This is a genomic window from Pseudomonas sp. 3HC3 (assembly GCF_044904505.1).
Taxonomy (GTDB): Bacteria; Pseudomonadota; Gammaproteobacteria; order Pseudomonadales; family Pseudomonadaceae; genus Aquipseudomonas; species Aquipseudomonas putida_Y.
Genome location: NZ_JADDRH010000010.1, coordinates 1 through 25850, shown reverse-complemented (window position 1 = coordinate 25850; position 25850 = coordinate 1). Strand labels below are relative to the sequence as shown.

Sequence of the window (25850 nt, the reverse complement as noted above, 5' to 3'; positions counted from 1 at the left end):
CGGGTCGTCCTTTCTCTGCTTATATGTTTTAAGCCTAAACATATAACAAAAGAAAAGGAGATTCGTGATGACACCGTTGAGACGCGTGATGATCGGCAGCCTGCTGGTCCTGGCCTGGCCCACGGCACATGCCGCTGACGGTCAGAAGGTGTTCACCCAAGGGGGGGCCAACCCTGCTGCCATGGCCTGCCTAGGTTGCCATGGCCCGGACGGCAAGGGCATTGCCGCTGCCGGCTTTCCACGTTTGGCCGGGCTTCCGGCCGGTTACCTTTCCAAGCAGTTGCACGACTGGCGCAACGGCAGCCGCAAGCAGCCAGTGATGGAGCCCTTGGCCAACGCCTTGAGCGACGATGAAATCAAGGCCGTCAGTACCTACCTGGCCAGCCTGCCGGCAGCGCCCGCTGGCGACCTGCGCCGGCAGCAGATTGCCAATGACCCTACCACCCGCATGGCCCTGTACGGCGACTGGAGCCGGCAGATTCCTGGCTGCGTGCAATGCCACGGGCCGGGTGGCGGCGGGGTGGGCGAACACTTCCCGCCCTTGGCCGGCCAGCCCGCCAGTTACCTGGTGGCACAGCTCAATGCCTGGCGCGACGGCAGCCGCAGCAATGACCCCAATCATCTGATGGTCGGCGTGGCCAAGGCCATGACCGATGAGGAGGTCAAGGCCGTTGCCGAGTTCTTCGCTCGCCCCGCCAGCCAGGAGGTCACGCCATGAAAACCATGATTCCAGCCTTGTTGCTGCTGACCGTGGGCAGCGCCCAGGCCACGCCGATCGCCATGGAAGACCAGTCGCAGTTGAAGGTTCCCGGTGTGCAGGCGGCACCGCAGTTCGTGCCGCCCGCTGAGCGTGAGTTGCCCGATAATGCCTTTGGCAAGATGGTGCGTGAAGGCCATGCCTTGTTCGTCGACACCCGCCGATTGATGCCCGAGGCTGTGGGCAACGGCATGAACTGCAGTAACTGCCACCTCGATCAGGGGCGATTGGCGCATTCGGCGCCGCTGTGGGGGGCCTACCCGATGTACCCGGCTTACCGCAAGAAAAATGACAAGGTCAACACCTTCGCCGAGCGTATCCAGGGGTGTTTTCAGTTCAGCATGAACGGCAAGCCGCCGGCCGCTGACAGCCCGCAGATGACCGCGTTGGCAGTGTATTCATACTGGCTGTCGACCAAGGCTCCGACCGGTGTGGAGATTGCCGGACGTGGTTATCCGGAGGTGGCACAACCCAAGGGCGGTTATGACTTCAAGCGCGGCCAGCAGGTTTACCGTGAGCAATGCGCGATTTGCCATGGCGATAACGGTGAAGGGCAAAAGGTCGCAGGCGAGTACGTCATGCCACCGCTATGGGGCAAGGACTCCTACAACTGGGGGGCTGGCATGCACCGCATCAACACCGCTGCGTCGTTCATCAAGTACAACATGCCGCTGGGCAAGCCAGGCAGCCTCAGCGACCAGCAGGCCTGGGACGTGGCGGCGTGGATCAACCGCCACGAGCGGCCACAGGACCCGCGGCTGGTGGAAGGATCCATCGAGAAAACGCGGGTGAAGTTTCATGCCAATGATGGGGTGAACCTGTATGGTCAGCAGGTCGATGGAGTGCTGATCGGACAAGGGACGGGGAGTTGAAGTAAGTCTTAGGCGGCCTCTTTGGGGATGAACCCTTCGACGAGGCCGCCTCAGGCACGCTGATTTGCCTGTCATCCAACGGTCATGTATGACAGCAATATTTACGATCCCCCGGAACTATCTACACTGGGATATCTCTATGATGGCATCGGTCGTTATCGGGGGCATTGTAAGGTGACTGCCGCCTGATTAGACTGCGCCGAATTCCACAGGCCTAGCCTTTTGTAAGGACGTATATGATCAAGAAATGCTTGTTCCCGGCAGCCGGCTACGGCACTCGCTTCCTGCCTGCTACCAAAGCCATGCCCAAGGAAATGCTGCCGGTGGTCAACAAGCCACTGATCCAGTACGGCGTTGAAGAAGCATTGGATGCTGGTCTGAACGAGATCTCCATCGTTACCGGGCGCGGCAAGCGGGCCCTGGAAGACCACTTCGACATCAGCTACGAGCTGGAGAACCAGATCAAGGGCACCGACAAGGAAAAATACCTGGTCGGTATTCGTCGTCTGCTCGACGAGTGCTCGTTCTCGTACACGCGCCAAACCGAAATGAAAGGCCTCGGCCACGCCATCCTCACTGGCCGCCCACTGATCGGCGACGAGCCGTTCGCGGTGGTGCTGGCGGACGACCTGTGTGTCAACCCTGAAGGTGACGGCGTGCTGACGCAGATGGTCAAGCTGTACAAACAGTACCGCTGCTCGATCGTCGCCATCCAGGAAGTCGACCCGCAGGAAACCAACAAGTATGGTGTGATCGCCGGTGAGATGATCCGCGACGACATTTTCCGTGTGACCAACATGGTCGAAAAACCGGCTCCGGAAGACGCGCCTTCGAACCTGGCGATCATCGGCCGTTACATCCTGACCCCGGATATCTTCGACATCATCGCCAATACCAAGCCAGGCAAAGGCGGTGAAATCCAGATCACCGATGCCCTGCTGCAGCAGGCCAAAGATGGCTGCGTGATTGCCTATAAGTTCAAAGGCAAGCGTTTCGACTGCGGTGGTGCCGAAGGCTACATCGACGCGACCAACTTCTGCTTCGAGAACTACTACAAGACTGGCAAGGCTTACTGACAAGCCCTGCTGGCATCAAAGCCATCCTTCGGGGTGGCTTTTTTGTTTGCTGCGGCCAACGGCGGTATGCTGGACGCCTGCCTAGGAGAGTGAATACATGGCCTTCGATTTTGATCTGTTCGTGATTGGTGCCGGGTCCGGTGGTGTGCGCGCAGCGCGTTTTGCTGCCGGTTTTGGCGCAAAAGTGGCAGTGGCTGAAAGCCGCTACCTGGGGGGGACCTGCGTCAACGTCGGTTGTGTGCCGAAAAAGCTGCTGGTGTACGGCGCGCACGTTGCCGATGAACTGGAGCAGGCCGCAGGTTACGGCTGGACGTTGGAAGAGGGGCATTTCGACTGGGGCACCCTGATTGCCAACAAGAATCGGGAAATCGAGCGCCTTAACGGTATCTACCGTAACCTGCTGGTCAACAGCGGGGTGACCCTGTTGCAGGGCCACGCGCGTCTGACGGGTGCCAATGAAGTGGAAGTGGACGGTCAGCGCTACACCGCCGAGCACATCCTCATCGCTACCGGTGGCTGGCCGCAGGTACCGGACATCCCCGGCAAGGAGCTGGCCATCACCTCCAACGAAGCCTTCTACCTCAAGGGCCTACCGCGCCGCGTGCTGGTGGTGGGTGGGGGTTATATCGCCGTCGAGTTTGCCGGCATCTTCCAGGGCCTGGGTGCCGACACCTCACTGCTGTACCGTGGCGACCTGTTCCTGCGCGGCTTCGATGGCTCGGTGCGCACCCACCTGAAGGAAGAGCTGGAAAAGCGCGGCCTCGACTTGCAGTTCAACGCCGACATCCAGCGCATCGACAAGCTTGAAGATGGTCGCCTCAAGGCCACGCTCAAGGACGGTCGCGAGCTGGTAGCCGACTGTGTGTTCTATGCCACTGGCCGGCGCCCGATGCTGGACAATCTGGGCCTGGAAAACACCGGCGTCGAGCTGGATGCGCGCGGCTACATCCGGGTTGATGAGCAGTACCAAACCACCGCGCCCTCGATACTTGCCATTGGCGATGTGATCGGCCGTGTGCAGTTGACCCCAGTGGCCTTGGCTGAAGGCATGGCCGTGGCGCGGCGCCTGTTCAAACCCGAGCAATATCGCCCGGTGGATTACCAGAACATCCCCACTGCGGTGTTCAGCCAGCCGCCAATCGGTACCGTGGGCCTGACCGAAGAGCAGGCGCTGGAGGCCGGGCACAAGGTGCAGGTATTCGAAAGCCGCTTCCGAGCCATGAAGCTGACCCTGACCGACATTCAGGAAAAGACCCTGATGAAGTTGGTGGTCGATGCCGAGACCGACAAGGTGCTGGGCTGCCACATGGTCGGTCCTGACGCTGGCGAGATCATTCAGGGCCTGGGCATTGCGCTTAAAGCCGGTGCGACCAAGCAGCAGTTCGACGAAACCATCGGCGTGCACCCGACGGCGGCTGAAGAGTTCGTGACCATGCGCACAGTCACCCGCTGATAACGCGGAGCCTGCTGTACAGCCTGTAGAAGCAGCCTTGTGCTGCGATGGGGCCCTTGTTCGGGCCTCTTTGCAGCAAAAAGGCTGTTACAGGGATGTGTACGGGGTCGGATCAATACACCCACACCTCGACCCGCCGGTTGCGCAGCCGGCCTTGCTCCAGTTCATTCCCGGCCACTGGCAACTCATCGCCCATCCCGATCACCTGAAGCACCTCCACTCCACCGCGTGCCAGTTCGCGGCGCACCGCTTGCGCGCGCAGGCGGGAGAGCAGGGCTGCGCGCCCGGGGGTTTCCTTGGGGTCGCTGAACCCCACCAGCACTGCCTTGCCCTGCAGCTTTCCGGCCAGGCGCAGGTACTCTGCCACCCGCTGCACGTCGCGCAGGGCCTTGTTGTCCAGGCTGGCGCTTCCTTCCTGGAAACGGAAGTTCACACTCAGGCGCTGCGCCTGCTGGGCCAGGGTGCGATAACGCGGTGGCATGTCGCGTTGGGGGGCGACAGACAGGGCCTTGATCTGCTGCGAAACGAAACCCTGCCGGGCGATGATCGCTTGGCCGGCCGGGCTCTGAGCGAAATCGGCCAGGGCCTTGGCCTGAGGCTTGGGGTTGGCTGGCAGGTAAAAATACAGACGCCGCGAGAGCGGGTAGTCCTCACTGGCCACCCGCGCGCGCTCCGGCAGCATAGCCGGTGCGTCGCCCTCGGCCACCGCCAGCACCTTGGCCCCGTGTACGGCGGCCAGGCTGCTGAAACCGATGGCCTGGCGGTCGGTACCCACGCGTTCCGCCAGTTTGTCGCTGGACTCGAAGCGCCTGGCCTTGGCCGAAATTTCGGCGTGCTGAGGTTCCAGCACCAGTGCCTTGAAGGTCTCGAAAGTCCCGGAACGGTCGTCTCGGGCATACAGGTGAATGGCCCCGCCAGGTATGCCCAGTTGTTCCCAGCGCTGGATCTGCCCGGAGAAAATTTGCGCCAGTTGCCGGGTGTTCAGTTGGGGTATTGGGTTGTCGGGGTGGACGAAGACTGCGACGCCGTCGAGGCCGATCACGTGTTCGGCGCCAGCTGCGCGCAGGTCACCCAGCGCCTGCAACTGGCGGACTTCACTGTCGTTGATCGGCCGCGAGGCAGCGGCCAGGTCCGCTTCGCCACGGCCCAGCGCGACAAAGCCGGTGCTCGAGCCGTGGGCGGCAATGTCGATGCGCAAGCGCTGGCCGTGCACGTCGCGGGCGGTAATCACCCGCTCGTTGGCAACCTTGCCCGGCTGTTGTTCGATGGCTGTGGCCTGCTGCGCGCGCAATTGCCCCTGTACCAGCGCCGGCAGCAAGGCCGCGCCGATGGTGTTGGAGCCTTGCACGCGCAGGTGCAGGGGCTCAGCCAAGGTCGCGAGTGGTAGCAGGGTGAGCAGCAAGACAAGCAGGCGGAGCATGCCGGGTGGCCTGTGGCATAGAGTTGGCCGGCAGATTACGACAATGGCGTGATGATAATGTGACGGGGTGTACGCCTCCAATCGTGCAGCGCCTGCCAGGTCGTGCGCCGCGCGGACGGTGCTCGATCTGGCAGGCGCTGCAACGCACAAGAGCGTTAATGCGCCCCGGCTGACTTGCTCAGGTCACTCTCGGCCCATTCGGTATAAATGCAAGCGTCCGCCACTGCCCAGCGCACCTTCACGTTGTCGCCCGGCTGCATCGGCATGCCCGCCGCCGACAGTGCCTTCACGGTCAGCTCGGTACCCCCGGCAGTCATCACATGGCAGGTCTGGCTTTCACCCAGGAACAGCACTTCGCCAACCTTGGCACTGACCTCGTTCCAACCCGCCGGCAGCGGTTCACGCGTGGCCTGTTCGGTGGTCAGGGCCACAGCCTTTTCCGGGCGCACCATGATCAGTGCGTCCTGCGAGGCGGCCAGCCCCGGGGTCAAGCGAATGGCCACTGGCTGGCCCTCGAAGCTGCCCGCGCCGTTGCTGCTGGCCTTGATCCGCAGGAAGTTGGAGTTGCCCAGGAATGATGCGACAAAGGCATTCGGTGGGTTCTGGTACAGGTCGTAACCGGTGCCCAGGCCGACGATCTTGCCGTGGCTGAAAATGGCGATGCGCTGGGACAGGCGCATGGCTTCTTCCTGGTCGTGGGTGACATAGACGATGGTGATGCCCAGGCGGCGATGCAACTGGCGCAGTTCGTCCTGCAGGTCTTCACGCAGCTTCTTGTCCAGCGCGCCGAGCGGCTCGTCCATCAGCAGGATGCGCGGCTCGTACACCAGCGCTCGTGCAATCGCCACGCGCTGCTGCTGGCCGCCCGACATCTGCGAGGGTTTGCGGTGGGCGAACTGTTCCAGTTGCACCAGCTTGAGCATGGCGTCGACGCGCTTGGCGGTTTCGGCAGCGCCGAGTTTGCGAATGGCCAGTGGGAAGGCGATGTTGTCACGCACATTCAGGTGCGGGAACAGCGAGTACCGTTGGAACACCATGCCGATGTCACGCTTGTGCGGTGGCACGTTGACCAGCGACTGGCCGTCGACCAGGATCTCGCCGCTGCTCGGTGTTTCGAAGCCGGCCAGCATCGACAGGGTGGTGGACTTGCCCGACCCGCTGGAACCGAGGAAGGTCAGGAACTCGCCGTCCTGGATCTCCAGGTCGAGGTTGTCCACGGCGGTGAAGTCGCCGTAGTGCTTGTTCAGGCCGCGCAGGCTGACCAGGGCTTTGCCGTGCGCGTTGTCTTTGATCACTGCACTCATTGTTGTTATCTCCGCGCGCTCAGGCGTTGGTTTCGGTGCGCCGGCGCAAGGCGGCGGCAATGAACATGACAAGCAGCGACAGGCCGATCAGCAGGGTCGAGGCCACGGCGATCACCGGGCTGAGGTCCTGGCGCAGGGTGGTCCACATCTTCACTGGCAAGGTCTGCAGGTCGGGGCTGGCCATCATCACGCTCAGCACCACTTCATCCCACGACACCAGGAAGGCGAACAGGCCACCGGCGATCATGCCGGGGCGAATGGCCGGGAAGGTCACCTTGAAGATGGCCTGCAGGCGCGAGGCGCCGCAGATCACCGCGGCATCCTCTATCGACTGGTCGAACAGTTTCAGCGAGTTGATGATCGAGATGATGGTGAACGGCAGGGCGACGATCACGTGGCTGACCACGAACGCAAACAGCGTGCCGGTATAGCCAAGCTTGAGGAACAGCGCGTACACCGCCACGGCAATGATCACCAGCGGTACGATCATCGGCATGGTGAAGAGCCCGTATAGCAGCTCGCGGCCCGGGAAGCGGCCACGCACGAGGGCGAACGCGGTGGGCAGGCCCAGCAGCACGGCGGCGACCGTGGTCAGCATGGCCACCTTCAGGCTGGCCAGCGCGGCCTCCATCCACTCCGGGTTGGAAAAGAACTGGCCGTACCACTTGAAGGTCCAGCCCGGTGGCGGGAACACCAGCCACTGTGACGAGCCGAATGACAGCAACACGATGAACACCACCGGCAGCAGCAGGAAGGCGGCGATGACCCCGGTGGTCAGGTACAGGCCCGTACGCAGCGGGCGGCCCATGGCATTGGGAGACAGGAGCATGGCGGTTTACCTCGCGTTGCCAACCGGGGATTCCGGCTGCAGCTTCAGGTACAGGTAGAAGAGCACCAGGGTGATCGCTACCAGGAGTGCGGCGGCGGCGCTGGCCAGGCCCCAGTTGAGGAACGACTGCACCTGCTGGATGATGAATTCGGGCAGCATCATGTTCTGCGCCCCCCCCAGCAGCGCCGGGGTGACGTAGTAACCGAGCGACATCACGAACACCATCAGTGCACCGGAGAACAGCCCCGACCGGCACAGCGGCAGAAACACCTTCCAGAAGTTGGTCCACGGGCTGGCGCCACAGATCGAACCTGCCTGTAGCACCATCGGGTCTATGGCGTGCATGGTCGCCTGCAGTGGCAGCACGATGAACGGAATCATGATGTAGCTCATGCCGATCACCACGCCGGTGAGGTTGTGCACCATTTCCAGCGGGGCATCGATGATGCCCATGGCCATCAACGCCTTGTTGATCACCCCCGAGCCTTGCAGCAGCACCAGCCACGAGTAGGTGCGCGCCAGCAGGCTGGTCCACATCGACAGCAGCACGATGTTCAGCAGCCAGCGGCCCCAGCCCTTGGGCACCAGGGTGATCGCCCAGGCCAGCGGGAAGCCCAGCAGCACGCTGATCAGGGTAACCACGCCGGCCACCGAAAAGGTGTTGAACAGCACACGCGCGTAGGCCGAGTTGGCAAACAGCTGCTCGTAATTACCCAGCCCCGGGGTGGGTTCCAGCACCCCGCGCAGCAACAGGCCGATCAGCGGCGCGAAGAAGAACACGCCGAGGAACAGCAGGGCGGGCAGCAGGTTGCGGCTGCCTTTCCAGCGCTGGCTCAGGCTTGCGCGGCGCGGGGCGGTGCCCGGGGCGCCGGCACCCGTGGGGGCACCTTGCGCATTGTGCAGGGCGTTGATGGCGACTTTCATTTGACCAACCACTCATTCCAGCGTGCCGCGATGGCTTGACCGTTCTTGGCCCAGTAGGCGAAGTCGAGGGTGACCTGGTCCTGGGCGTAGGCAGTTGGCAGGTTTGGCGCGAGGTCTTTGTCCAGTTTGGCCACGCTGTCGACGTTGACCGGCGCGTAGGCGGTCTTGTTGGCGAATTCGGCCTGGCCTTCGGCGCTGCTGGCGTTGGCCAGGAATTTCATGGCCGCGTCCTTGTTCTTGGCGCCTTTGGGGATGACCAGGAAGTCGGCCATGACCAGGTTCTGCTTCCAGCTCACGCCCACCGGTGCACCGTCTTGCTGCAGGGCGTAGACGCGGCCATTCCAGAACTGCCCGAGCGAAGCTTCACCCGAGGCCAGCAACTGCTGCGACTGGGCGCCACCGCCCCACCAGACGATGTCTTTCTTGATGGTGTCGAGCTTCTTGAAGGCGCGGTCCAGGTCCAGCGGGTACAGCTTGTCGGGGGCTACGCCGTCGGCCAGCAGGGCCAGTTCCAGCACGCCTGGGCTGGGCCATTTGTACAGGGCTCGCTTGCCGGGGTAGGTCTTGGTGTCGAACAGCGCGGTCCAGTCCACCGGCTTGTTGGCGCCGAGCTTGCCTTCGTTGTAGCCGAGCACGAAGGAGAAGAAGAATGAGCCGACGCCATGATCGGAGACGAAGCGTGGGTCGATCTTGTCGCGCTTGATCTGGGTGAAGTCGAGGGGTTCGAGCAGGCCTTCACTGGCAGCACGCAGGGCAAAGTCGGCTTCGACGTCGACTACGTCCCACTGCACGTTGCCACTCTCGACCATGGCCTTGAGCTTGCCATAGTCGGTGGGGCCGTCCTGCACGACCTTGATGTTCGTGGTCTTGGTGAACGGTACGGCCCACGCTTCTTTCTGGGCGTCCTGGGTTGTACCACCCCAGCTGACGAAATTGAGGCTGTCGGCGGCCTGGGCGGCCTGACATGCCAGGGTCAGCAGGCTGGCAGACAGCACTGCGGTTACACGTTTGCTTAACAGCATGGTTACGCCCTCGTTGCTTTTGTTATTCGAGGCGGGGCTTTTGGTGCGCCCGCCAATAGTGTTCGGGGAGCAGCTAAAACAAAGTGTTCTGGTGGCCGTTTTTAATTGTAGGTACCGGCCTGTAGACTCAAGGTCTACGGGATATCATATTATGGTATTCCAAGATTTTGGCAAGAGGTATGGGGCGACCGGCCATCACTCCGCCCTGTCAAAAGCACCAAGGGCCCCGTAGGAGCGGGTTTACCCGCGAATGCGTCGGTGGTGTCACCCTCGCATTCGCGGGTAAACCCGCTCCTACAGGGCCCCGCTAAATCAATTGCTTGTGTGTTCTCAGCCATCCATCCCCGGGTCGAACGGGATGCTCTGCACCACCTCCAGCTCATAGCCCGCCAGGCCCGCGTATTTCAGCGGTGGCCCCAGGTGACGCAGCTTGCCCACGCCAAGGTCCTGCAGAATCTGCGCCCCGGTGCCCACTTCGGAATACACCTTGGACTGGCCACGTTGATAGGGCCGCACAGGGTGGGTCAGTTGTGGTACGCGCTCCAGCAGGGCCTGGGAGGATTCGTGGTTGGCCAGGATCACCACCACGCCAGCACCTTCACCGGCCACCTTCTGCAGCGCCGCCCATAACGTCCAGTTGGCGGGGCCTGCGTATTCGGCACCCACCAGGTCGCGCAGCGGGTCAATCACATGCACCCGCACCAGGGTCGGCTGTTCGCGGCGAATGTCGCCCATGACCATGGCCATGTGCACGCCACCTTCGATGCGGTCTTCATAGGTGACCAGGCGGAAGGTGCCATGCACGGTCGGCAGTTCGCGCTCGCCGATGCGTTTGATGGTCTGCTCGGTGCTCAGACGGTAGTGGATCAGGTCGGCAATCGTGCCGATCTTGATGCCATGCCGGGCGGCGAATACTTCCAGGTCGGGGCGGCGGGCCATGGTGCCGTCGTCGTTCAGCACTTCAACGATGACCGAGGCCGGGCTGAAGCCGGCAAGGCGCGCCAGGTCGCAGCCGGCTTCGGTGTGGCCGGCACGCGTCAGGACGCCGCCTTCGCGGGCGCGCAGGGGGAAGATGTGGCCAGGTTGTACCAGGTCTTCCGGGCGGGCGTTGGGGGCCATGGCCGCTGCCACGGTGCGTGCCCGGTCAGCGGCAGAAATGCCGGTGGTGACCCCGGTGGCCGACTCGATCGACACGGTGAACGCGGTGCTGAACACGCTACCGTTGGCCGGAACCATCTGCTCCAGGCCCAGGCGTTGGCAGTGATCGTCGGTCAAGGTCAGGCAGATCAGCCCGCGCGCCTCGCGGGCCATGAAGTTGATAGCCTGGGCGTCGCAACGCTCGGCGGCGATCAGCAGGTCGCCTTCGTTTTCCCGGTCCTCGTCATCCACCAGCAGGACCATCTTGCCTTGCCGGTAGTCCTCGAGAAGTTCTTCGATGGTGTTGAAAGCCATGGTGCACGCTCACTGTGGTGGGGTGAATTTTATGGTATACCATAATACACAAATATCGCCGTAACAGGAGAGCAGCACATGAAGGCCTACTGGATCGCCCATGTGGACGTGACCGACCCCGAGCAATACCAGCAGTACACCCAGCGCGCCCCGGCAGCCTTCAAGGCATTCGGCGGTCGCTTCCTGGCCCGTGGCGGGCGCAGCGAGGCGATGGAAGGGAGGGCTACCCCTCAGCGTAGCGTGGTGATCGAGTTCGATTCTTACGAGCAGGCCGTCGCCTGTTACCGCTCCGCGCTGTACCAAGAGGCATGCAGCCATCGCCAAGGGGTGGCGAAGGCTGAGGTGATCATTGTGGAAGGGTTTGAGCCCTGAGCAGGATTTGCCGGCCCTTTCGCGGGTAAACCCGCTCCTACACAGGCCACCACAGAATTTGACGATTGTGGTGGCCTGTGTAGGAGCGGGTTTACCCGCGAAAGGGCCGGATCTGCCGCACCGATGGCAGATTCATTGAAGCCTGCGGGCCGTTTCCGCAAATAGAAGCAAAAGACCCGCCCAGGCGGGTCTTTTGCTCATCGCCTCACTGCAGATGCACTTTAAGTTCGTTGCCCGCCTGCCGCAGCGCCGCCTTTACTGCCGGCACTTGGCTCAACGGGTTGAGCAGCCCATAGTCATGAATCATTCCGTTGTAGCGCACCGAGGTTACTGTCACGCCTGCCGCATTCAACTTGCGGGCATACGCCTCACCTTCATCCCGAAGCACATCGAACTCAGCCGTTTGCACCAGGGCCGGTGGCAAGCCCTTCAGCTGTTCGGCGGACGCCCGCAGCGGCGAGGCGTAGATCTGCGCCCGTGCCTTTGCATCAACGGTGTAATTGTCCCAGAACCACTTCATCATCCCGGTGGTCAGGAAGTGTCCTTCGGCAAACTGCTTGTACGATGCCGTCTCGAAGCTGGCATCGGTCACCGGCCACAGCAGCAACTGGAAGCGCAGGGCAGGGGTGCCGGCCTCTTTGGCCTTGAGTGCAACCACCGCCGCCATGTTGCCACCAACGCTGTTGCCGGCTACAGCCAGGCGCTTGCCATCCACGCCGATCTCCTTGCCATGCTCGGCCACCCAGCGGGTCGCGGCGTAGGCCTGGTTGATCGCCGTTGGGTAGTGCGCTTCCGGTGACGGGGTGTAGTCCACATAGACCGCCACTGCACCCGAGCCGACCACCAGGTCGCGGATCAGCCGCTGGTGGGTCGGGAAGTCGCCCAGCACCCAACCGCCGCCGTGGAAGAACATGAACACCGGCAGATCACCTTTGACATTGGTCGGGCGTACCACTTGCAGCTTGATCGACTGGCCGTTGGCCTGAACGGTACGTTCCTTCACTTCGATGCCTGAGAGGTCGACCTTGACCGAAGCCTGAGCACCGGTCAGTACTGCGCGGGCGTCGTTCGGGGTGAGCTGTTCCAGCGGCTTGCCACCCCCTTTCTCCAAGGCTTCGAGGAAGGCCTGGGTGTGTTGTTCGACACCTGGGCTGCCTGCGGCGAAGGCACTGGAAACAGACAGGGCCAAGAGGGAGGTGGTGAGGGCTTTGTGGACAATGTTCATGAGCGAATCCTTTTCTGTGCAAGTATTGGTAGTGGGCGTCTTGCCTGGCCTGTTGGGCCATCGCTGCGACTTGTGCGTAGATTAGGCAGATGAACTTGTGGGAAAAAGCCGCTATAAAGTGTTTGACTGTCACCAAGAGCGAGACAATGAACCCTTACGAAGACATGCGGATCTTTGCCCAGGTGATGGAGGCTGGCAGTTTCACCGCTGCCGCCGACCGTCTGGGCATGTCCAAGCAATCGGTCAGTCGCCGCCTGATGCAGCTTGAAGAGCGCCTGGGCGTGCGCCTGCTCAACCGCTCCACCCGGCGCCTCGATGCCACGCCACTGGGGCAGCACTACTACCAGTCGGCCCTGCGCTTGTTGGGTGAAGTGCAGCAGGTCGAACATGACATCAGCGGCCAGGCCCAGATCTTGCGCGGCACCTTGCGCCTCAGCGCGCCGCTGTCCTTTGCCATGGCGCACCTGGGCTGCCTGCTGACCGAGTTTCTGCAGTTGCATCCCCAGGTTGATGTGGAGGTAGACCTGAGCGACCGTGCCGTGGACCTGATTGGTGAAGGCTATGACCTGGCGCTGCGGATTGGTGCACTGGAGGACTCCAGCCTGATCGCCCGGCGTATCGCCAGTGTCGAGCGGGTCTACTGTGCGAGCCCGGCGTATTTGCAAGCACGGGGAGTGCCGGGAAAACCGGATGAGCTCGCCGCGCATGACTGCCTGCCCTATGGGCATTCGCGGCAGGTGCAGTGGCAGTTCCACAAAGGTGGTAAACCCCAGGCAATCCAGGTGACCGGGCGCATGCGGGCGAACAATGGCGAGTTGCTGCGGGGCGCTGCGATTGCCGGGATGGGGGTCACTTACCTGCCGACCTTTATCGTTGGGCAGGCGTTGGCGGAGGGGCAACTGGTGACGGTTCTGGATGAGTGGCGCCCGCCCGCGCTGCAGCTGTCGGCGGTGTATCCGCAGCACCGGCAGGTGGCGCGGCCGGTGCAGGGTTTTGTCAGCTTCCTGCGCGCGCGGTTGGCGCAGCTCTGACCGTCGCTACAGGCTATGCTTGCCCTATGAGTACGCCCGTTCCTTTACGCCAACCTTGCCCCCCTGGCGCCTGCGACTGCGGCCGCGAACAGCTGGCCGACCAACCGCAGGCCGCCCAGCGCATCCTCCTGCTGACCCGGCAGGAGGAAAAACGCCTGCTCGAACGGCTGGAAAACCTGAAGGACCTGGAAGACCTCCAACGTCTGCAGCAGCGCCTGTACGAAAACCTCGGCATCCGCGTGCACATCACCCCCGGTTACAACGAGGTACGGACCATGCGCGGCATCGTCATCGAACTGGACAACCAGCCCGGGCTGTGCCGCAAGACCCGGCAATCTATTCCGGCGGCAATCCGGCGGGGGCTGGAGCGTAATCCGCAGGTTGCGTTCCGGTTGCTCGATACGCACGACCTGTTGCGTGATACCTGAGCGTTGATACCGGCACCGGCCGCGCCCGCATGGGAGCGTGGCAATTCCGTTAATTTTTACACCGCTTGCTACGTCTACTTGAAAGCCACCCTGCGCCAGGCGCGCAGCGGCATCATCACTTAAGGAGACAGGCAATGACTTCCGTTTTCGACCGCGACGATATCCAGTTCCAGGTAGTGGTCAACCACGAAGAGCAATACTCGATCTGGCCCGACTACAAAGCCATCCCCAACGGCTGGCGTGCCGTGGGCAAAAGCGGCCTGAAGAAGGACTGCCTGGCCTACATCGATGAAGTCTGGACCGACATGCGCCCGCTGAGCCTGCGCCAGAAAATGGCCGAAGCTGCCGCCCAGTGACCGTGCTGAACCTGCTGTGCCTGCCGTATTCCGGGGCCAGCGCCATGGTCTACAGCCGCTGGCGGCGCAAGCTGCCGACCTGGTTGCAGGTGCGCCCGGTAGAGTTGCCCGGGCGGGGTGCGCGCATGGGTGAGTCGCTACACACCGACATGCAAGGTCTGGCTCGGCAATTGGCCAGCGAACAGCGGCTGGCGGCAAGTGCTCCTTATGCGCTGCTCGGCCACAGCCTGGGTGCACTGCTGGCCTTCGAGCTGGCCCATGAGCTGCAGGCGTTGGGCTGCCCGGCGCCGCTGGCCTTGTTCGCCTGCGGCACCGCTGCACCTACCCGGCGTGAAGACTACGACGGCAACAACTGGCGCGAGCCCAAGAGCGACGCCGAGCTGATCAGCGAGTTGCGCGAGCTGCAGGGCACGCCTGAGGAAGTGTTGGCCAACGCTGAGCTGATGAGCCTGACCTTGCCGACCTTGCGCGCCGATTTTCTGTTGTGCGGCACTTATGCATACCGCCAGCGACCGGCGTTGCAGTGCCCCCTGCATGTGCTGGGTGGCGTGGATGACCGGGCCAGCGATGAGCAACTGCAGGCATGGCGCAATGAAACCCACGGCGCGTTCTCGCTGCAGATGTTTCCGGGTGGTCATTTCTTCATCCATGAGCAGGAAGACCGTGTGCTCGCTGCGCTGACCGCGTCGCTGCAAGCGCTTCGGCTGTCCGCCTGATTGACGTCACCGCTTGCCTGGGGGAGGCTAGGGTTTTCCCAGGCAAGAGGCAGGCAATGCTGATCGATCCACTCAAGGCCACGCTGCTGGTCGTCGACATCCAGGAAAAACTCATCGGTGCCATGAGCGATCCCGAAGGCACTCGGGCACGGGCCCGCTGGTTGCTGGCGGCGACTGCCGAGCTGGCGCTGCCGACAGTGATTTCCGAGCAGTACCCCAAAGGCCTGGGCCATACCCTGGCCGAACTGCTGGCCGCAGCCCCGGCAGCCGACGTGGTGGAGAAAAGCCACTTTTCCTGCGTGGCCGCCGAGTGCTTGCCAGCCAGTTTGATGGCGCGCGAGCAGGTGATCGTCTGTGGCATGGAAACCCATGTTTGCGTGCTGCAGACCGTGCTCGGCCTGCTGGCGCTGGGCAAGCAAGTGTTCGTGGTCGAGGATGCCTGCGACAGCCGCACCCCGGCCAGCAAGGCCGCAGGCCTGGCGCGCATGCGTGCTGCCGGCGCGCAGGTGGTGACCCGCGAGATGGTGTTGTTCGAATTGATGGGCAGTGCCGGGCACCCGCAGTTCCGCCACATCAGCAAAACCTACCTGATCGGTGAACAGCCCTGAACGGCCGGTTACTGGCCATTTCGGTGATGGCCCTGGCGCTGTTGCAAGGCTGTGCCGGGCGCCGCGAAGAAGCGCCCGAAGCGGACCCGGCCAAAATCCGCGCGCAGCTGCTGCGGCTGTTGCCCGCCCAAGCCAAGGACCGCGAGGGTTGGGCCAACGATATCCAGGCAGCCTTCGTAGCCCAGCGCATAACGCCCAGTAAAAGCAACCTGTGCGCCGTGCTGGCGGTGACCGAACAGGAGTCGACCTTCACTGCCGACCCGCAGGTGCCTAATCTTGGGCGTATCGCCCGCCAGGAGATCGACCGCCGCGCTGCGCGCTTGCATATTCCCAAGCTGCTGGTCGACGGGGCGCTGAAGACGCCGTCGGGCAACGGCCAGAGCTATCAGCAACGTTTGCAGGCGGTGCGCAGCGAAAAGCAGTTGAGCGAACTGTACGACGAAGTCGTTGCTCGCGTGCCGCTGGGCAAGACCTTGCTGGGTGGGCTGAATCCGGTGCACACCGGCGGGCCGATGCAGGTCAGCATCGACTTCGCCGAAAAGCATGCAAGGGATTACCCCTACAGCCATGAAGGCACGATTCGCCAGGAAGTGTTCAGCCGGCGTGGCGGCATGTATTTCGGTATTGCCCACCTGTTGGGCTACCCGGCCAACTACGAGCGCCAGCTTTACCGGTTTGCCGATTTCAACGCGGGCTGGTACGCCAGCCGCAATGCGGCATTCCAGGCGGCATTGAGCAAGGTCACGGGGGTGAAGTTGGCACTGGACGGCGACCTAGTGGCGCCGGGGGCTATCATGCCGGGGAGCACCGAACTGGCCACGCGCAAGCTGGGGGTGAAGCTGGGGCTGCGTAACCCGCAGATCCGAAGCCAGTTGGAGGAGGGTGACAGCCTGGCGTTCGAAGACAGCAAGCTGTACAGCGGGGTGTTTGCCCTGGCGGATGCCAAAGCCGGCAAACCGTTGCCCCGCGCGGTGCTACCGGGCATCGAGCTGAAGAGCCCGAAGATTACCCGCAAGCTGACCACGGCATGGTTTGCCGGGCGGGTGGATGAGCGTTATCAGCGGTGCATGAAGCGTTAGTCATGTGTTGCCTCTGCCGGCCTCTTCGCGGGTAAACCCGCTCCCACAGGGTTAGCACTGACCATGAGGTCAGTGCAGTACCTCAAGGCCTTTGCAGGGATACCATTGGCTCGGAAGGCAGTGAGGTCCCTGTGGGAGCGGGTTTACCCGCGAAGAGGCCGGCGCAGGCACCATCAGCTTTCGCCCAATGCCCCCACCACCTGGTCGACACTGGCCTTCAACCCTGCAAACGCATCGTCAGGGTCACTCTCCACCACCACCAGCTTGGCTCCGGCTGCCTTGATCACTTCGGCCACCGCCGCGTCCGGCTGGCGGTGGTCCAGCACCAACGCGACATCCTGCGCTTTAAGATTTTCCTCCAACGCCTTGAGCGCGGCAGCATCCCACTCGGCCGGCAGCGGCTGTTCCACCACGTCCAGATTCAACCCGCTGGCGAGGTAACCCAGCCGGTCGGACAGGCTCACCACAGTCAGGTTGTCGACCTTGGCCAGGCGTGTCTGGCTGCTGGCCGAAAGCTCCAGCAACTGGCGTTTGAGGCCCGCCAGGTTGCCCTGGATCTTCGCTTTGTCACTTGGGGCCAGGCGCTCCAGATCGTTGGCCACCACATCGGCCATACGCCCCAGGTTGTTCGGGTTGAGCCAGGGGTAAGCGCCATAGGCATCGTCACCGCTTACCGCGATACCCGGCAGTGCGCCATCCACCGGTCGCGCGGCATCGATCTCGACAATGCGGATATTGCTGCGTCGGGCCATCGGGTACAGCGGGTCGTCACGCCAGATAGAGCGCACGCCGATCACCGCATCGGCCTGCTGGGCGGCCTTGTGCAGGCCAGCGCCACCGCGCCCGCTGAAATACGACGGTTGGCGGCTGGCAGGCAGGTTGGCCGGTGCTGCCCGCTGTAGCTGCACCGCAGTGCCGTCGAGCAAGGCGCTGGCCAGGCTGTGGGTGACGGGCAGGGTCGTCAGCACTTGCGTGGCGAAAGACAGTGACGGCAGGCCGGCCAGTGCCAGCGCCAGGGTCAGGTGTTTGAAGTTCATGCCGGGTTTCCTTGCAAGCGGGGAACGAGGGCGCGGGCCAGGGCTGCCAAGGCAAAGCAGATGCCGGCGACCAGGATGATCGCGGCCCCTGAGGGCACTGGCAGGTCAAAAACGATCGGCAGCAGGATGCCGAACAGGGTACTGATGGTGGCAATCAGCACCGACAGGAAGAAAAAGCCCTTGAGCGACTGGCTGACCAGGCGAGCGGCGGCGGCCGGGATGACCAGCAGCGCACCGACCAGGATGGCCCCGATCACCTTCACCGCAGCCACGGTCACCAACGTGACCAGCACCACGAACAGATAGTCCAGGGTCTTCACTGCTACCCCGCGCACAGCCGCCAGCTGCGGGTTGAAACTGGCCAGCATGATGCGGTTGTACAGCGGCAGGGCCAAGGCCAGCACCAGCACCGCGACGATGCCCAGCACGACCAGATCCTGGGCGCTAACGGTCAGCACCGAGCCGAACAGTACGTTTTCGAGAATGTGCACGTTGATCTTGCCCGCCAGCATCAACAGCAGGCTGGCGCCCAGCGCCAGCGACACCGAAAGGAACACGCCAATCAGCGTGTCCGGCGACAACCCGGTGCGGTTGCGCAGGAAGTTGAGCAGGATGCCGAACAGCAGGCAGTAGCCGAACAGGCTGCCGTAAGGGCCGGTATAGGGCTCTCCCAGCAGGATACCGATGGCCACGCCGGTTAGCGCCGCATGGCCGACCGCTTCGGAGAAGAAGGCAAACCGCTTGACCACCACCAAGGTGCCCAGGCCGCCCAGCACCGGGCCGATCATCAGGCCGGCCAGCAAGGCGTTGACCACGAAACCGTAGGCCAGCGCCTCGGGCAGATAGCCGGCAGCAGCCCAGTCCTGGACCGTTTGGCGAAAGATTTCAAAACTCATCAGGCAAGGCTCTCGCTACGCGGGTGAACGGAGAACAGGCTGAGCAGGCGCTCTGGAGTCAGGGCCTGGGCAGGCGAGGCGTCGAACAGCACCTGACGGCTCAGGCCCGTTACCCGGTCAGCCAGGCGCAACACGGCTTCCAGGTCATGCTCGATCCACAGAACGGTAGTGCCGGCCTGGCGCCAGCCCTGCAATAACTGTTCAAACACCTGGATACCGGCTTCATCGAGGGCCGACATCGGTTCGTCCAGCACCAGCAACTGCGGCTCGGGGATCAGGCCCTGGGCCAGCATTACGCGCTGGCGTTCACCGCCGGACAGAGCACCCATGCGCCGCGTGCGCTTGTCGAGCATGCCAACCTGAACCAAGGCTGCATCAATGGCTGGCTTCACGCGCCGCGACAGGCCGAGGAAGGCCGGGCGGCGCTGGCACATGGCGGCCATGAAGTCGTCCACGGTCATTGGCAGGCCGCGGTCGAACTCCAGTGCTTGCGGCACGTAGCCAATCACTTCGCGCACACCTGGCCAATGCAGGGTCAGCTTGCCCTGGTGTGGCATCTGTCCGAGCAGGGTCTTGATCAATGAGCTCTTGCCGCCGCCGTTGGGGCCGACGATGGCGTGCACGCTGCCTGCTGCCACGCTGAAACTGACCTGTTCGAGGATGCGTGTGCGGCCCAAGGTCAGGTCGATGCCGGCGAATTCGATTCGCGGCCCGCAGGCTGTCACCAGCTTGGCGGCAGCGGTCATGCGCGGTTCTCCTGAATGGCGCGGACCACCGTGTCCAGGTTGCGCTTCATTTCCACCTCGTACTTGTCCTTGGTGTAATCGCCGTAGGAGATATGCGTCAACGGATACAGGCGCACGCCGGACTCACGCTGGATGGTTTCGACATAGGCCGACGGGAAGTCCATTTCCGAGAAGATCACCCGCACGTCCAGCGCCTTGAGCTGGTCGATGGTCTTTTTCAGCTGTGCCGGGCTGGGCTCGATGCCATGGGCAGGCTCGACGACGGCCGTCACCTCCAGACCGAAGTCGCGCACCAGGTAGTCATAGGCAGCATGGATGGTGGCGACCCGGAACGTTGCGCCAGGGGCTTCGGTGACCTTGGCCAGGGCGTCGGCACGCAGGGCGCGCAGGCGCTTGGCGTAGGCACGGGCGTTTTGCGTGTAGAACCTGGCGTTGTCCGGGTCGAGTTTGCCCAGTTCACGGGCGATGTTGTTCACCTGGGCGATGGTGGTGCTGATCGACAGGAAGGTGTGCGGGTTGACCACCTTGCCGGCACCGCGCGCGGCAATGCCGGTGGCCGCCAGCAACGGCACGTTCTGATTGGCTTCGATAGTGGCGATGTCGGGCTTTTCGCTGGTGGCGATCATGCGGTCTGCGAAATCGTCATGGCCAACACCGTTGAGCACCACCACGTCCAGGGTGCCGATGCGCTTGATGTCCTCGGCCCGCGGCTCGTAGGCGTGCGGGTTGAAGCCCGCCGGAATCAGGGGAACCACCTCGGCTTTGTCGCCGACAATATTGCTCACGTAGCTGTAGTAGGGGTGCAGGGTGATGCCGATACGCAGTGGCTTGCTGTTATCGGCCAGGGCCAGTGCCGGCAAGGCAAAGGCCAGGAGCAGGGCGAAGGCGGAGCGAAACATGGGCGAGTCCTTGGGTTCAATGACGGTGTTCGCGGGTGACCCCGGCGTCGTAGTGGCTGACCACTTGCTGCCAGCCAGCGGCGATCAGGGCGGCTTGGCCGAGGTCGTCCGGGATCACGGCGGCGCTGTCGCGGCGTAGCCAGACATCGGCTTGGGCTGAGCTGTCGGGTGGCAGGATCAGCAGCAGGCTGCCGGCAATTTCCGGGGCCTGGCTGCGGCCCAGGTAGGCGCCGGGCTCCAGCCATGACCATTGGTGGCCGCCACGGCTCTGGCTGCCGGCGTCGACCACGAACGGCGGCAGGCCTTCTTCGGCCAGGGCCTGCACGCCGGGGGCGGCGCCGTTTTCTTCGCGCAGTAGCTGGATCTCGTCGAAGGCCACCCACAGGTCGGTGTACAGGCCTTGCTCGGCGGCGGTGAGGTCGCGGCGAGCGTCGATCTGGTGGCTGGCGATGGCCTGTTCGTCCTCGCGCTCACCGCGCAGCAGTACCACGCTGGCGGCGAGCACCACGATAAGCAGGCTTGCCAGCAGCACATACAGGGTTTCGTGCCCGGCACCGGCCGGGCGAATGATTTGGGCGCGGCTCATGGCTGGGCGATATCGGCATAGTCCACTTCCACCACGTGCCCGGGGCCGGCATCGAACAGTACGTAGAATTCGCCGTCCGGGCGCTTGAAGGTCAGCGTCGAGTCGTCGCCAAGCTTGCCGCCGACCAGCACCTCTTCGTCATAACCGATCACATCCAGGGTCACCCCGGGGGCACCGCTGCCGTCCGAAAAACCGCCGGTACACTTGACCTGGCCGCTGGCCAGTTCTTCGCATTCGCACATCGGGTTGTGCGCCAGCGCAGGGCCGGCGGCCAGTACCAGGACGGGCAAGGCCAGGGTGCGCATCAGGTGTTTCATTTGTTGTCTCCTTGTTTCTCGAGCCATGCCACGGTGGCTGGCGATGCCTTGGCCAGAGGGATCGACGCCTGGTGCATGCTGCCGTCCCAGCCTTCCAGGGTGATCCAGATCTGCGCGTCGGGCTTGGTGCGCGGCGGGATCGGCAACGAGGTGCCCATGTTGTACGGTGCACCGAAGAAAATGGTGCCGGCGGCGCGCAGGCTGCGCGGCTTGCCGATGCGCAGGTAGGCTGCCTTGACGTCCTTTATGCAGGCCTTGCACAACGATGCATTGAACGATTTGAAGTAGCCGGCCGGGCCGTCGGCGCGTGGCGCCTCGTCACGCAGTTCGGCAAGGTCGAGGCTGTAGGGGCCGACCTGGATGTCACTGATCACGTTGGCGCCAAGGCCGGCGTCGCCGCGGAACAGCCTGGCGTCGGCGAAGTACTTGGGCATGAAGCCCAGCGGGATCAGGATCAGCAGGATGTTCAGGTGAAAACGCCACTTCAGCCAAAGCTGCTTCAGCGGGCTGGCGGGCAGGGCCTGGGCCTGGCTCATGAGTGGACCTCCACGGTGGTTTCACTGCGTGCCGCACGCGGTGCGCGCTCGCTACGCTTGAGGGCTGCGGCGGTGGCCTGGGCGGTGCGTTTGGTCCAGATCAGCAGGCCGCTGAGCACCATCAGGGTGAGGATCAGGCCGAAGAAGAACCACACCAGCTTGATCGGCAAACCGCCGAAGTCGCCAGTGTGCAGCGGGCGCATGGACTCGGTGACGAACTCCAGGGCCGAACGGTCGCTGATCAGGAACTGGCTGTCGACATTGCGTGTGTACGGATTCACCGAAGCACTCTGGAACATCAACGGGTACCAGCCCGGGCCAGACAGCGTGACGTGGCTGTAGGCAGTGGCGGGGAGCGAGATGGAGGTCACTTCCAGCCCCGGGATCGCCAGGCCGGCAAGGCGCGCCGCTTCATCCAGGTCGATGCGCGAGGCGGGGCTGCCATCTGGCGTTTGCGGCACCTCCTCACGGGCGATCACCGGCACGATGGATCGGCTGGAAAGGGTGATGTGGTTGTCAGACAGGATCGCCTGGATCAGGAACCAGGTGCCGGTGATGGAAATGACCGCAATGAACCAGATTGACCACACCCCGGACAGACGGTGCAGGTCACCCCAGAAAATTCGCGAACCATGGCCGGTGCGCACGGGTTTGAAAAAGCCTTTCCAGAACTTCTTGTAAACCACCAGGCCGGTGACCAGCGAGGCCAGCATCGGCAGGCCGAGCAGCGATACCAGGTACCAGCCCCAGCTGAAACCATTGGTGAACGGCACCAGCCACCAGCCGTGCAAGGCGCGGGTGAAGGCTTCGAAGTTGAAGTCTGGGGTCTTGCCCTGGATGGCCCCGGTGTAGGGGTTTACATACAGCGTCGGGCTGGTCCCGTCAGGCAGGGTGACATTGGCCTTTACCGCAAAGTGCGAACCATCCGGCTGGCTCAGGCGCTCCACCACCATGTCCGGCTCGGCCTTGTTCAAGGCCTCCAGTACCTGCTGAAAGCTCATGCGCTCGGTGTCCGCGTCTGGCTTGTTGGCGCGCACGGCCGGATCGGCGAGCCAGACGATTTCCTGGCTGACCACGGCAAGCATGCCGGTAAAGCAGACGATCAGGACAAAGAACCAGATCGGCAAGGCGAGCCAGCTGTGGACCAGGAACCACAGCCTGGATTTGGATTTTTTCGGTGATTTGGCCATCAGACGGTCTTCTGCTATGGGGGCGGGCGTGTGCCAACCAAAGAGTGCTGTACTGATAAGGACGAATGAGAATTGAAAACCTGCAGGTTTAAATGAAAGCAAATGTTTCAAGGCGCAAACGCCGGACTGCTCACGAGGCATCAGTCCGGCCTTGATGGCTGGTTGCAGATGGGTCAGGCGCGGGTCAGTGCCACCGCTGCTTGGGGCGTTTCGTGCAACTGCTCCAGGTCCTTGTACAGCGCCCGGCCAATTTCCGCAGCGCGGGTTGGCAGGACTGAAAGCAGGGTGTCACTCAGGCCGTGGCTGTTCTCGCAGAAGCCCTGCAGGTACACCGAGGCTTGCAGGTCCGGGCTGGCCAGTACGCGGTAGTTGCGGTCGACGTTGAAGTCCTCCAGGTAATCGGCTAGCGGCGCCAACAATTCACGGTGCGAGCGGCGCTCGTAACCGGTGGCGAGGATAACGGCATCGTAGCGGTGGGTTTGCTGCTGGCCGGTGGCAAGGTCGCGCAGGGTCAGTTCCAGGCCCTCGCGGGTGGCCACCACCGCTTCCACCTGGCGCCGGCACAGCACGTTGTGGCGGTGCTGATGAGCAACCTTCTGTCGGTAGAGGATGCCGTAGATGCGCTCGATCAGGTTGAGGTCGACCACCGAATAGTTGGTGTTGTGGTATTCGCCCAGCAGTTTGCTGCGCTGGTCCGCCGGTTCGTTGTAGACCAGGTCGGTGTAGTCCGGCGAGAAGATCTCGTTGACGAAAGGGCTGTCGTCGGCGGGCTTGAGTGCCGAGCCACGCAGAATCATGTCCACCTTGACTGACGGGTAGCTGTCGTTGAGGTCGATGAACGCCTCGGCGGCGCTCTGGCCTGAGCCGATCACGGCAATGCGCATGGGTTTGCCAGCCGTGCACGGCAGTTTGGTCAGGCTGCTCAGGTACTGCGAGTGGTGGAAGATCCGCGGGTCGTCCTTGAAGGCACCGAAGTTTTCCGGGATTTTCGGTGTGCCACCGCTGCTCACCACCACCGAGCGGGTGCGGCGGTTGTATTCGCGGCCTTGTGTGTCACGCGTGACCACGCGCAGGTGTTCGACCCGGCCTGCATGCACGTGCGGTTCGATGCGCAACACCTCCTGCCCATACACCGCCTGGGAGGCGAAATGCTCGGCGGCCCAGCGCAGGTAGTCGTTGTACTCCAGGCGGCAGGGGTAGAAGGTGCCGAGGTTGATGAAGTCAGCCAGGCGCTGCTTCTGGTGCAGGTAGTTGACGAAGCTGTAAGGGCTGGTGGGGGTGCGCAGCGACACCAGGTCCTTGAGGAACGAGATCTGCAACTCGCTCTGGGTAGCCAAGGTTTCGCCGTGCCAGCGGTAGTCTTGCTGCTTGTCGATGAACAGTGCGTCGAGCGCATGGCCCCGGGATTCGGCGAGTTCTTCCAGGGCGATGGCCAAGGCCAGGTTGGAAGGGCCGAAGCCCACGCCGATCATGTCTTTGATGGTTTCCTGCTGTGAGGACTGGCTCATGGCTGCAATTCCCTGAATGGTCGAATATGACGCCCGCCGGGGCTCCGGCCCCTGCGCAAGTACATGAGTTGGAACGAGCCAACCGGGGGGGAATTTAAGCGGGCTAAAGAACAGCGCGAGGCGGCCGATGTGATGGTTACGGCAAGGACCAATCTTTCAGGCAGGGAATCGACATGAGCGGCATCACGGCAAGCAACCTGATGATCAATGGCGTTTCAGCGCAGACGCTGAGCGCGAACGCAGCCACCGAGCGCGAACAGGCGAAACAGGCCGGTGAGGCGGTGGGGCCGCTGAGCATCAGCAGTGACAGCATGAAGGTGTCGGCGGGTAGCCAGGCGCAATCCACCGACACTGAAAGCAGTGGCGAGTCGGGGGCTGTGAGCGAGCTGCGTCAACTGATCAAGGACCTGCAGAAGCAACTGGCAGAAGAGCAGAAACAGTTGGCTGCCTTGCAGAACAGCAAGATGGACGAGTCTGCCAAGGCGGCAGCGATAGGTGCCAAGCAGGCGAGCATTGCCACCCTCAACGGGCAGATCATGGCGGCCACGGCGCAGTTGCTGGAGTTGTTGCAGCAAGAGGGCGGCAGCAGTGCGGGTGGCATGGTCAGCGCTACGGCCTGACTGGACATGCACAGGCCGCTGTAGGCGCGGGTTTACCCGCGAATGGGCCAGGCCTGCTGGCCAATCTCCACCCGCCGTTCACCGTTGCCGGCGCGCCCGTATTCGCGGGTAAACCCGCTCCTACACACATGCACAGGCCGTCGTAGGCGCGGGTTTACCCGCGAATGGGCAGGCCTGCTGGCCAATCTCCACCCGCCGTTCACCGTTGCCGGCGCGCCCGTTTTCGCGGGTAAACCCGCTCCTACACACATGCACAGGCCGTCGTAGGCGCGGGTTTACCCGCGAATGGGCAGGCCTGCTGGCCAATCTCCACCCGCCGTTCACCGTTGCCGGCGCGCCCGTTTTCGCGGGTAAACCCGCTCCTACACACATGCACAGGCCGTCGTAGGCGCGGGTTTACCCGCGAATGGGCCAGGCCTGCTGGCCAATCTCCACCCGCCGTTCACCGTTGCCGGCGCGCCCGTTTTCGCGGGTAAACCCGCTCCTATGTATGGACTCGCCCACACTGTCTAGCTGCTTTTTTGAACATAGGAACCCGGTTGCATCTATGTATCAGGCCTGTTCGAGGAAGCTTTTTGCTTCTGGCCAACA

28 protein-coding genes are annotated in these 25850 nt (G+C 63.1%); 12 read left to right on the top strand and 16 right to left on the bottom strand.

The features are described from left to right. The first annotated feature begins 67 nt into the window (after positions 1-67). The 4 genes from INQ47_RS15275 (at position 68) to gorA (ending at position 4158) form a co-directional block, all read left to right on the top strand. Positions 68-718 (top strand): c-type cytochrome, encoded by a 651-nt coding sequence (locus INQ47_RS15275; protein WP_404702028.1) that lies wholly within the window; start codon positions 68-70, stop codon positions 716-718. Continuing rightward, entirely contained in the window at positions 715-1629 is a 915-nt protein-coding gene (locus tag INQ47_RS15270; RefSeq protein ID WP_252458389.1) for a c-type cytochrome, read from the top strand. The genes INQ47_RS15275 and INQ47_RS15270 overlap by 4 nt, the downstream gene beginning before the upstream one ends. Before the next feature lie 236 nt (positions 1630-1865). After that, positions 1866-2705: a UTP--glucose-1-phosphate uridylyltransferase GalU gene (gene galU / locus INQ47_RS15265; protein ID WP_014590484.1), complete on the top strand. Its 840-nt coding sequence runs from the start codon at positions 1866-1868 to the stop codon at positions 2703-2705. Between the two features lie 97 nt (positions 2706-2802). Continuing rightward, on the top strand, positions 2803-4158 hold the full coding sequence (gorA, locus tag INQ47_RS15260; RefSeq protein ID WP_252458388.1) for a glutathione-disulfide reductase: 1356 nt from the start codon (positions 2803-2805) through the stop codon (positions 4156-4158). 112 nt (positions 4159-4270) lie between these two features. Here the strand turns inward: gorA and INQ47_RS15255 are convergent, their stop codons facing one another. From INQ47_RS15255 to ribBA, 6 genes are all read right to left on the bottom strand, one after another. Further along, complete coding sequence (locus INQ47_RS15255) at positions 4271-5578, bottom strand: substrate-binding domain-containing protein (RefSeq protein WP_404702027.1); 1308 nt, start codon at positions 5576-5578, stop codon at positions 4271-4273. A 155-nt stretch (positions 5579-5733) separates the two neighbouring features. After that, the gene (locus tag INQ47_RS15250; protein WP_404702026.1) at positions 5734-6882 is read right to left on the bottom strand and encodes an ABC transporter ATP-binding protein; all 1149 of its coding nucleotides are present in this window, start codon (positions 6880-6882) and stop codon (positions 5734-5736) included. A 19-nt stretch (positions 6883-6901) separates the two neighbouring features. Beyond that, a complete protein-coding gene (locus INQ47_RS15245) occupies positions 6902-7711 on the bottom strand; it encodes an ABC transporter permease (RefSeq protein ID WP_021784244.1) in 810 nt (269 codons plus the stop codon). A 6-nt stretch (positions 7712-7717) separates the two neighbouring features. Continuing rightward, positions 7718-8635, bottom strand: coding sequence for an ABC transporter permease (locus INQ47_RS15240; RefSeq protein WP_404702025.1), 918 nt, complete (start codon positions 8633-8635; stop codon positions 7718-7720). Continuing rightward, a complete protein-coding gene (locus INQ47_RS15235; protein WP_209966956.1) occupies positions 8632-9657 on the bottom strand; it encodes an ABC transporter substrate-binding protein in 1026 nt (341 codons plus the stop codon). The genes INQ47_RS15240 and INQ47_RS15235 overlap by 4 nt, the downstream gene beginning before the upstream one ends. 330 nt (positions 9658-9987) lie before the next feature. Then, the gene (gene ribBA / locus INQ47_RS15230; RefSeq protein WP_404702024.1) at positions 9988-11109 is read right to left on the bottom strand and encodes a bifunctional 3,4-dihydroxy-2-butanone-4-phosphate synthase/GTP cyclohydrolase II; all 1122 of its coding nucleotides are present in this window, start codon (positions 11107-11109) and stop codon (positions 9988-9990) included. Between the two features lie 78 nt (positions 11110-11187). Here ribBA and INQ47_RS15225 point away from each other — a divergent pair, with 78 nt between their 5' ends. Beyond that, entirely contained in the window at positions 11188-11481 is a 294-nt protein-coding gene (locus INQ47_RS15225; protein ID WP_104886215.1) for a DUF1330 domain-containing protein, read from the top strand. A gap of 205 nt (positions 11482-11686) precedes the next feature. Here INQ47_RS15225 and INQ47_RS15220 read toward each other — a convergent pair whose 3' ends face one another. Further along, positions 11687-12706, bottom strand: coding sequence for an alpha/beta hydrolase (locus tag INQ47_RS15220; protein WP_404702023.1), 1020 nt, complete (start codon positions 12704-12706; stop codon positions 11687-11689). Positions 12707-12852: 146 nt separating this feature from the next. Here INQ47_RS15220 and INQ47_RS15215 point away from each other — a divergent pair, with 146 nt between their 5' ends. The 6 genes from INQ47_RS15215 to INQ47_RS15190 all read left to right on the top strand — a co-directional run bounded on the left by INQ47_RS15215 (position 12853) and on the right by INQ47_RS15190 (position 16924). Then, positions 12853-13737 carry a LysR family transcriptional regulator gene (locus INQ47_RS15215; protein ID WP_404702022.1) on the top strand — a complete coding sequence of 295 codons (885 nt, stop codon included), beginning with the start codon at positions 12853-12855 and terminating at the stop codon, positions 13735-13737. 26 nt (positions 13738-13763) lie between these two features. Further along, positions 13764-14165: a hypothetical protein gene (locus INQ47_RS15210; RefSeq protein WP_404702021.1), complete on the top strand. Its 402-nt coding sequence runs from the start codon at positions 13764-13766 to the stop codon at positions 14163-14165. A 134-nt stretch (positions 14166-14299) separates the two neighbouring features. After that, entirely contained in the window at positions 14300-14521 is a 222-nt protein-coding gene (locus tag INQ47_RS15205; RefSeq protein ID WP_003256222.1) for an MbtH family protein, read from the top strand. Continuing rightward, positions 14518-15237: a thioesterase II family protein gene (locus INQ47_RS15200; RefSeq protein ID WP_404702020.1), complete on the top strand. Its 720-nt coding sequence runs from the start codon at positions 14518-14520 to the stop codon at positions 15235-15237. Before INQ47_RS15205 ends, INQ47_RS15200 begins: the two co-directional genes overlap by 4 nt. Before the next feature lie 56 nt (positions 15238-15293). Next, entirely contained in the window at positions 15294-15845 is a 552-nt protein-coding gene (locus tag INQ47_RS15195; RefSeq protein ID WP_404702019.1) for a hydrolase, read from the top strand. Between the two features lie 26 nt (positions 15846-15871). Further along, positions 15872-16924: a DUF1615 domain-containing protein gene (locus INQ47_RS15190; RefSeq protein WP_404702018.1), complete on the top strand. Its 1053-nt coding sequence runs from the start codon at positions 15872-15874 to the stop codon at positions 16922-16924. A 173-nt stretch (positions 16925-17097) separates the two neighbouring features. Here the strand turns inward: INQ47_RS15190 and INQ47_RS15185 are convergent, their stop codons facing one another. The 9 genes from INQ47_RS15185 to INQ47_RS15145 form a co-directional block, all read right to left on the bottom strand. Beyond that, on the bottom strand, positions 17098-17961 hold the full coding sequence (locus INQ47_RS15185; RefSeq protein ID WP_404702017.1) for a metal ABC transporter substrate-binding protein: 864 nt from the start codon (positions 17959-17961) through the stop codon (positions 17098-17100). Then, on the bottom strand, positions 17958-18857 hold the full coding sequence (locus INQ47_RS15180) for a metal ABC transporter permease (protein ID WP_404702016.1): 900 nt from the start codon (positions 18855-18857) through the stop codon (positions 17958-17960). The genes INQ47_RS15185 and INQ47_RS15180 overlap by 4 nt, the downstream gene beginning before the upstream one ends. Continuing rightward, positions 18857-19603: a metal ABC transporter ATP-binding protein gene (locus tag INQ47_RS15175; protein ID WP_404702015.1), complete on the bottom strand. Its 747-nt coding sequence runs from the start codon at positions 19601-19603 to the stop codon at positions 18857-18859. The genes INQ47_RS15180 and INQ47_RS15175 overlap by 1 nt, the downstream gene beginning before the upstream one ends. Then, positions 19600-20502 carry a metal ABC transporter substrate-binding protein gene (locus tag INQ47_RS15170; protein WP_404702014.1) on the bottom strand — a complete coding sequence of 301 codons (903 nt, stop codon included), beginning with the start codon at positions 20500-20502 and terminating at the stop codon, positions 19600-19602. The genes INQ47_RS15175 and INQ47_RS15170 overlap by 4 nt, the downstream gene beginning before the upstream one ends. Before the next feature lie 16 nt (positions 20503-20518). Continuing rightward, positions 20519-21088 carry a DUF6162 family protein gene (locus INQ47_RS15165; RefSeq protein ID WP_404702013.1) on the bottom strand — a complete coding sequence of 190 codons (570 nt, stop codon included), beginning with the start codon at positions 21086-21088 and terminating at the stop codon, positions 20519-20521. Beyond that, positions 21085-21405 carry a hypothetical protein gene (locus INQ47_RS15160; protein ID WP_252458557.1) on the bottom strand — a complete coding sequence of 107 codons (321 nt, stop codon included), beginning with the start codon at positions 21403-21405 and terminating at the stop codon, positions 21085-21087. Before INQ47_RS15160 ends, INQ47_RS15165 begins: the two co-directional genes overlap by 4 nt. Continuing rightward, on the bottom strand, positions 21402-21941 hold the full coding sequence (locus INQ47_RS15155; protein ID WP_404702012.1) for a thiamine pyrophosphate-binding protein: 540 nt from the start codon (positions 21939-21941) through the stop codon (positions 21402-21404). Before INQ47_RS15155 ends, INQ47_RS15160 begins: the two co-directional genes overlap by 4 nt. Beyond that, positions 21938-23131, bottom strand: a complete 1194-nt coding sequence (locus tag INQ47_RS15150) for a PepSY domain-containing protein (protein ID WP_209966930.1) — start codon at positions 23129-23131, stop codon at positions 21938-21940. The genes INQ47_RS15155 and INQ47_RS15150 overlap by 4 nt, the downstream gene beginning before the upstream one ends. A 173-nt stretch (positions 23132-23304) precedes the next feature. Next, positions 23305-24639 carry a lysine N(6)-hydroxylase/L-ornithine N(5)-oxygenase family protein gene (locus INQ47_RS15145; protein ID WP_404702011.1) on the bottom strand — a complete coding sequence of 445 codons (1335 nt, stop codon included), beginning with the start codon at positions 24637-24639 and terminating at the stop codon, positions 23305-23307. A gap of 173 nt (positions 24640-24812) precedes the next feature. Here INQ47_RS15145 and INQ47_RS15140 point away from each other — a divergent pair, with 173 nt between their 5' ends. Beyond that, the gene (locus INQ47_RS15140; protein WP_404702010.1) at positions 24813-25259 is read left to right on the top strand and encodes a hypothetical protein; all 447 of its coding nucleotides are present in this window, start codon (positions 24813-24815) and stop codon (positions 25257-25259) included. Positions 25260-25850: the final 591 nt, after the last annotated feature.